Here is a 7,064-nt window from a genome sequence, read left to right as displayed (position 1 = left end):
CCATCGCGTCGATGTCCATCTTCTCCAGCTCCCGGACATCAGCATAGCCCAAGGGCTATCCCCAGTCCCGCTGCCGCGTCGCGACGGTACCCTGCAAAAACACGGCCATCGCTCGCCGATGCACCTGCAGCGCCTCCTCCTGCGACATCCGCTTGGCCATCTCCGCCAGACCAAGCAGCGTCGCCTCCAGCACGATCGCCAGCTCTCCGGCATCATCCGGGCGCAGCTCCCCCTCGTCCATCCCCTGCTGCAGCAGATCTCGATTAAACCGCAGATGTTCATCCATATATTCCGCTACCGCTTGTCGCACTTCATTGCTCTCAATCTCCGTCGCCAGGAATTCATCATTCGCTTTGCTCAGTGGATGGTTGAGATCCTCGACGACGAGCCGCTCGACGAGGCCGTACAGCTTGTCCTCCACGGTCGCATACGCACCTTGCTTGCGCTCCCACTGCTCGATCCACTCGGCATTCCACTCGTCGAGCAGATAACGGAACAGCCCTTCCTTGCTCTGGAAGTGATAATAGATGTTGCCCTTGCTGCTGCCCGTAGCCGCGACGATATCCTCGATGGATGTCGCCTTGAAGCCCTTCTGGGCGAACAGCGCCCGAGCGGCCTCAGCCAGTCGGGCCTTTGTCTGCTCGCTCTGCTGTCGCTTCTTGTTCATGCTGACCTCCCTCCCCCGTCATCGTCCGGCGCGCAGCGGCGCCGGGCCGACGAGATGACCGTATTTCTTGTAATAGACGGCGATCATACCCAGCACGATGACCTCCGATAGCGGCACCGCCAGCCACACGCCGACCAGTCCGAGCACCGGCGGCAGCGCCAGCAGGAAGATCAGCATGAAGATGATCTCGCGAGCAGCCGTAATCCATACGGCCATCCGTACGTGATCGACCGACTGGAAATAGGTCATCATGACGAAGTTCATCCCCATGAACACATAACCGAATACGAAGATGCGGAAGCCGTCGATCGCCGTATCCCGGACCGCTGGCGCAAAATCGCCGAAGATGCCGACGATCCAAGGCGTGAACAGCTGTACGAACAGCAGCAGAAATGCGCCTGCCCCGGCAGCGGTCCACATCGCGATCCGCAGCGTCTGCCGCTTGCGCTCCTCGTGCTCTCCGCCGTGGTAATAGCTGACCAGCGGCTGGATCGCCGCCCCAAGTCCGAGGAAGGTCATGAGGACGACGCTATGCGTATAGCTAATGATAGAAAATGCAGCCACTCCCGCCGTCCCTGCCAGATGCTCGAGCGTAATATTATGCGATACGGTGAAGACGGAGATGCCTACCTCGGCCAGAAAACTCGGAAAGCCGATGACGATCGCCGAGACGAACAGCACCCGATCCCACTTGAAGCGGCGCAGCCGCAAATTGTTCGCCTTGCGCAAAAAGTGCGTCAATAACACAAGCAAGCCAAGCGAAGCGGCGATGATCGTCCCCGTCGCGACAGCAGCTACGCCCAACTCCAGCACATAGAGAATGACATAGTTGATGGCGATATTGGACAACGCAAAGGTAATCTGCGCCGCCATCGCAAGATTGGGATTGCCGTCGTTGCGGACGAAAATGCTCAGCGCGTTTTCCACCGTAAAGACAAAGCCTAGCAGGAGCATGACGGTAATGTAAGCCATCGCGTGCGGAAAGGTATCGCTGTTGGCGCCCAGATTATAAATGAGCGGCTCCCGCAGCATAAAGGCCGTCGCGCCAATGACCAGCGTCAGCGAGAAAATCACCATCAGCGATTGGGCGAAGATGCGTCCCGCCCGCTCTGTATCGCCAGCTCCCATCGCCTGGGAATAGAGCGTCGCTCCGCCGATGCCGAGCCATAGCGACATGGCGATGAGCAACGTATAGACCGGGCTGGCGATGCCGATCCCGGCGAGCGCCTCGGGTCCCAGCTTGTTGCCGACCATGATACCGTCGACGACGATGTTGACTGCGACCAGCAGCATTCCCAGCAGCGAAGGCACGAGATATCGCAGGAATGCCCGGCCGACCGAGTCGGTAGCCAGCGTATGAATGCCTTGTTGTTCTTTCATGAATGTGTGCACCTGTCCTTTATATACTGAACGTTCATTCAGTATTATAAAACCGTTGGAATGACAATGCAACTGGATGCTGTTTCCCGCGGCAAGCAAAAGTGACGCCGCAGGGGGCGGAAAGGCGGTCTAAGATGCCCCTGAGCGGGTGTGCAGACACGCCCTAGCTGAGCAGCTTCAATCCGATGGCCGAAGCGAGCACCAGCCCGATAAAAAAGATCCGCATCGCCTGCCTCGGCTCCCCGTAAAAGATCATGCCGAGCACAGCTCCGCCTGATGCGCCGATACCGGTCCATACGGCATAGGCTGTGCCCATCGGCAAATGCTCCATAGCATACGCCAGCAGCAAAAAGCTGAGACCAAAGGCCAAAATGAGCTGAAGCAATGCTGTCCCCGAACGCTGCTGATTAAATTTGTTGATCATAAGGACGCCGGCCATCTCACATAAACCCGCCAATACTAAAGCTATCCAGCTCACGCGCGATTCACCTCCACCGTCTCCTCCGGCTTCTCCTGACTGACCAGCTTCAATCCGATGACGCCGATCAGCAGCAATCCGATCATCGCCAGCTGCCCAAGCTTCGCCTCTCCTCTGAACAGGACGATATCCGCCACCACAGTGCCAGCCGTCCCTAGCCCGACAAATACGGCATAGACCGTCCCTACCGGCAGCGTCCTCGATGCCGCGATCATCAGCGTAAAGCTGACGACGATGGCGATAGCCGTCGCACCCCACTCCAGCCAGCCTGCCGCATGCTTCAGGCCGATGACCCAGCCCACTTCGAATCCCGCTGCAATGATGACCATCAACCAGCTTTTACTCATGCTTTATTCACGCTCCTTGGTTTATTTTCCCCGGGGTCTCTCCCGGCATACGCCAACGCTGCTGCTGCCCGTGTGTTGTCCGTCCCCATAGCAAAAGCCCGGGACATAAACTGCTGACGCAGTCTATCTCCCGGGCTTTTATCCCTCCGTGTCACAGCCGTGAAGCTGCCGTTCTCTCTCGGTCCAGTCCACGCGAGGCGTGCGGAACCCTAGAAAACTGTTCTCGTATGACGTTCCTTCTATTATACACAGATATGTGCCATGGTCAAGTCAGGTTCAAAATCGCAAAAACATCCCGCCGCTGTCGATCACACTTCTTAATATTGTTCTATCATCGCCTAATATCCTTTTATATCTTCTCATACAGATACCTCTTATACTGTTCATATAGCTGTATTCAAACGTAAGGGAGAGATACGATTATTATGCGATCCAAACTCGTCTATGAGCCGCCAGCCAATGGCTATCCCGAGTGGAATAACAACCCCGAGATCTTCCAGCTGAACCGTCTGCCCGCCCATGCCTCGATGATCGGATACCCGACCGCTGAGCAAGCGCTGGCGGGAGACAAGAACAGCTCCCCATGGCGGCTGTCCCTGAACGGTCAATGGCAATTTGCTTGGGCGCCGACGCCAGAGGCGCGTATCGCCAACTTCTATGAGACAAGCTATGATACGAGCGGCTGGACCGAGATTCCGGTGCCCTCGCATTGGCAGCTGCAAGGCTATGACTACCCGCAATATACCAACATCCGCTATCCTTGGATCGACTCCGAGCCCGAGCTGAAGCCACCCTTCGCACCGACGAAGTACAACCCGGTCGGCTCCTATGTGCGGACAATTAACGTACCGGAGGCTTGGGAGGGCCAACCCGTCTTCATCAGCTTCCAGGGCGTCGAGTCGGCGTTTTATGTGTGGCTGAACGGCGAGCTCGTCGGCTACAGCGAGGATACGTTCACGCCGGCCGAGTTCGACCTGACGCCGTACCTCATCCCCGGCGACAACAAGCTGGCCGTCGAGGTGTACCGCTGGTGCGATGCGAGCTGGCTGGAGGATCAGGATTTCTGGCGACTTAGCGGCATCTTCCGAGAGGTCTATCTATACACCTCGCCTCGCGTGTTCATCGCTGACTATTTCGCGGTGCCGCAGCTGGACGACAATTACGAGCACGCCGAGCTGCGCGTCGATGTCCAGCTCGAGGATTATGAGCTGTCGAACGTCACCGGTTATCAGCTCCGGATGCAGCTCTATGACGCGCAGGGGCGCAAGGTATGGGCGCAAGCGCATGCACAGGATGTCTCCTTCGCCGATGCGGCCAGCGCCTCGCTCCGTCTGAGCGCCGCCGTCGAGCGACCGCTGCTCTGGAGCGCCGAGACGCCGCATCTGTACACGCTTGTGCTGGAGCTGACCGACGCCACAGGCAACACGCAGCAGGCTGTCAGCAGCAGGATCGGCTTCCGCTCCTTTGAGCTGAAGGACGGTCTCATGAAGATCAACGGCAAGCGCATCCTGTTCAAGGGCGTCAATCGCCATGAGTTCTCCTGCGATAGCGGCCGCGCGCTCGGCGTGGACGACATGATCCGGGATATCCTGCTCATGAAGACGCATAACATCAACGCCGTGCGGACCTCGCACTACCCGAACCAGCCGATCTGGTACGAGCTGTGCGACCAATACGGCCTGTATGTCATCGACGAGACGAACCTGGAGACGCACGGCACCTGGCATTACCGTCAAGGAGAGCTGAACGAGGGCAACGTCCCCGGCAGCCGGCCGGAGTGGACGGCCAACGTCATCGACCGCTGCAACTCGATGTTCCAGCGCGACAAAAACCATCCGTCGATCGTCCTCTGGTCGCTCGGCAACGAGTCGTTCGGCGGCGACAACTTCATCGCCATGCACGACTTCCTGAAGCAGGCCGACCCGTCGCGTCTCGTGCATTACGAAGGGGTCTTCCACTATCGCAAGTCCGCGGCAGCGTCCGATATCGAGTCGACGATGTACATCCACCCGCGCGACGTCGAGAAATATGCCAAGGAGGATGCCAGCAAGCCGTACATCATCTGCGAATACAGCCATGCGATGGGCAACTCCAACGGCGGGCTCCATCTGTACACGGCGCTCTTCGACAAATACGAAGTGCTGCAGGGCGGCTTCATCTGGGACTGGGTCGACCAGGCGATCCGCACGACGACAGCGGACGGCGTCTCCTACCTCGCCTACGGCGGCGACTTCGGCGAATCGCCGCATGACGGCAACTTCAGCGGCAACGGTCTGATCTTCGCCGATCGCTCGATTACGCCCAAGCTGCTGGAGGTCAAGAAGTGCTACCAGAACATCGACATCCAGGCTGTTGACAGCGCTAAGGGACGGTTCCTGGTCCGCAACAAGCATCTGTTCCTCAACCTCGACAGCTATGAGCTCGTCTGGGAGATGCTCGAGAATGGCGCTCCTGTCCGAGAAGGCCGACTGAGTGTAGCGCTCGCGCCTGGAGAGACGGCCGAAATCGAGCTGCCGTATGAGGCGGTGCCGCCGACCGCCGCGAGCGAGACGGTGCTGACCGTATCGTTCCGCCTGAAGGACGAGACGTCCTGGGGCGAGCCAGGCCATGAGGTTGCCTGGGAGCAATTCGTACTGGCTCCCGGTCTGCCGCAGTCGCTCGCTCCGCGTGCCGTGGCAGGCGACACAGAGACGCAGCTGCAGGTCGAGGAGCAAGGCGGGCGATTGCTGGTGACGACTGGCGGGCTCGCCGTTGCCTTCGATCAGTTGACCGGCGAGTTGGTCTCCTACGCCACCGATGGCCGCGAGCAGCTGCTGGCTCCGGCGGCGCCGACCTTCTGGCGCGCAATCACGGACAACGACATCGGCAGCAAGCTGGACAAGCGCGCCGCGATCTGGCGCGAGGCGTCGCTGAGCCGCGAGCTCGTCCGGCTCCAGTGGGAGCATGCGGGGCAAGCCATCCAAGTATGCGCCGACTATGTGTTGCCGACATCGCCGCTCAGCTCGCTGAGTCTCGGATACACGATCCGCGCCGATGAGAGCGTCGAGATCGAGCTGACGCTCCGGCCCGGCGGCGCGGATCGCGGACTGCCGGAGATCCCGGCGATCGGCATGCAGCTCGTGCTGGACGGCTCGCTCGACACGATCGGATGGTATGGCCGCGGCCCGCACGAGAGCTACTGGGATCGCCAGAGCGGCGCGCGTCTGGGCCGCTATAGCGGTCGCGTCCGCGAGCAGTATGTGCCATATCTGCGGCCGCAGGAATGCGGCAACAAGTACGACGTCCGCGAAGCGTCGCTCTCCGCAGGCGAAGCTGGCAGCGGCATCCACATCAACGGCCCGACGCCGCTGGAGGTCAACGCTTTGCCGTGGACATTCGAGGAGCTCGAAGCAAGCGATCATGGCTACAAGCTGCCCGCCTCCGACAAGACGGTGCTGCGCATCAACTACAAGCAGATGGGCGTAGGCGGCGACGATAGCTGGAACGCGCCGACCCATAGCGAATACCTGCTCCATGCCAACCGCACCTATTCGTATCGCTTCACCCTGTCCCCGCTCCGCTAGCGCGGAGCCTTGGCGATGCCCGGATAGTCGGGCGGTCGCCGTCATGCCGCCTGCCCCGCGCTCAGGTGGTCGGGCGGCCGGGTGGCCGCATGCCAGGCGTCCACGGGTAGTCAGGCGGCTGCGCCGGGTATCGACGACGGCCTGGTAGTCAGGCGGGCACACGCCAGCGTCCACGCCGGGCAGGTAGTCAGGCCGACGCATGCCAGGCGTCCACGCCGAGCAACACAAAAAACCAACCTGTGATGAACTGCGACAGGTTGGTTTTTTGGCATGTGGGCGTGCGGCGGCAGAACACGTCCCCGTGATGCGCTGACGCGGCACTCAGGGCGGCTCATGGGGGGTTACCGAGAGACGTGTGGAGCGAGTAACTCTACAAACTAGAGTTACAGCCGTGCGTCCGCCGGTACGTAGACCAATTAACTCTACAAACTAGAGCTACAGTGGCGCGACGAGTGGTTCGCAGACCGATTAGCTCTACAAACTAGAGTTACAGCGGCGCGACGGGCGGTTCGCAGACCGATTAGCTCAACAAACTAGAGTTACAGCGGCGTGACGGGCGGTTCGCAGACCGATTAACTCTACAAACTAGAGTTACAGCCGCGCGACGGGCGACGTGGGGCGGATGTTGG

The 7,064-nt window shown here is 60.0% G+C and carries 5 protein-coding genes and 1 riboswitch; of the genes, 1 reads left to right on the top strand and 4 read right to left on the bottom strand.

Features of this window, described 5'->3' with window-relative positions:
- Nucleotides 1-55: 55 nt before the first annotated feature.
- From PA598K_RS26735 to PA598K_RS26720, 4 genes are all read right to left on the bottom strand, one after another.
- Nucleotides 56-667, bottom strand: coding sequence for a TetR/AcrR family transcriptional regulator (locus PA598K_RS26735; RefSeq protein WP_128659876.1), 612 nt, complete (start codon nucleotides 665-667; stop codon nucleotides 56-58).
- Between the two features lie 18 nt (nucleotides 668-685).
- The gene (locus PA598K_RS26730) at nucleotides 686-2,047 is read right to left on the bottom strand and encodes an MATE family efflux transporter (protein WP_128659875.1); all 1,362 of its coding nucleotides are present in this window, start codon (nucleotides 2,045-2,047) and stop codon (nucleotides 686-688) included.
- A gap of 163 nt (nucleotides 2,048-2,210) precedes the next feature.
- Nucleotides 2,211-2,525, bottom strand: coding sequence for a DMT family transporter (locus PA598K_RS26725; RefSeq protein ID WP_128659874.1), 315 nt, complete (start codon nucleotides 2,523-2,525; stop codon nucleotides 2,211-2,213).
- A complete protein-coding gene (locus PA598K_RS26720) occupies nucleotides 2,522-2,872 on the bottom strand; it encodes a DMT family transporter (RefSeq protein ID WP_128659873.1) in 351 nt (116 codons plus the stop codon). Before PA598K_RS26720 ends, PA598K_RS26725 begins: the two co-directional genes overlap by 4 nt.
- Nucleotides 2,873-2,997: 125 nt before the next feature.
- Nucleotides 2,998-3,096, bottom strand: a riboswitch (guanidine-I (ykkC/yxkD leader).
- A gap of 201 nt (nucleotides 3,097-3,297) precedes the next feature.
- On the opposite strand from PA598K_RS26720, the gene PA598K_RS26715 reads away from it, so the two are divergent.
- Nucleotides 3,298-6,435, top strand: coding sequence for a glycoside hydrolase family 2 TIM barrel-domain containing protein (locus tag PA598K_RS26715; protein WP_128659872.1), 3,138 nt, complete (start codon nucleotides 3,298-3,300; stop codon nucleotides 6,433-6,435).
- Nucleotides 6,436-7,064: the final 629 nt, after the last annotated feature.

Source organism: Paenibacillus sp. 598K, assembly GCF_003851045.1.
GTDB lineage: Bacteria > Bacillota > Bacilli > Paenibacillales > Paenibacillaceae > Paenibacillus_D.
The sequence above is the reverse complement of the archived record's forward strand: the minus strand, read 5'-3'. Positions and strand labels throughout refer to the sequence as shown.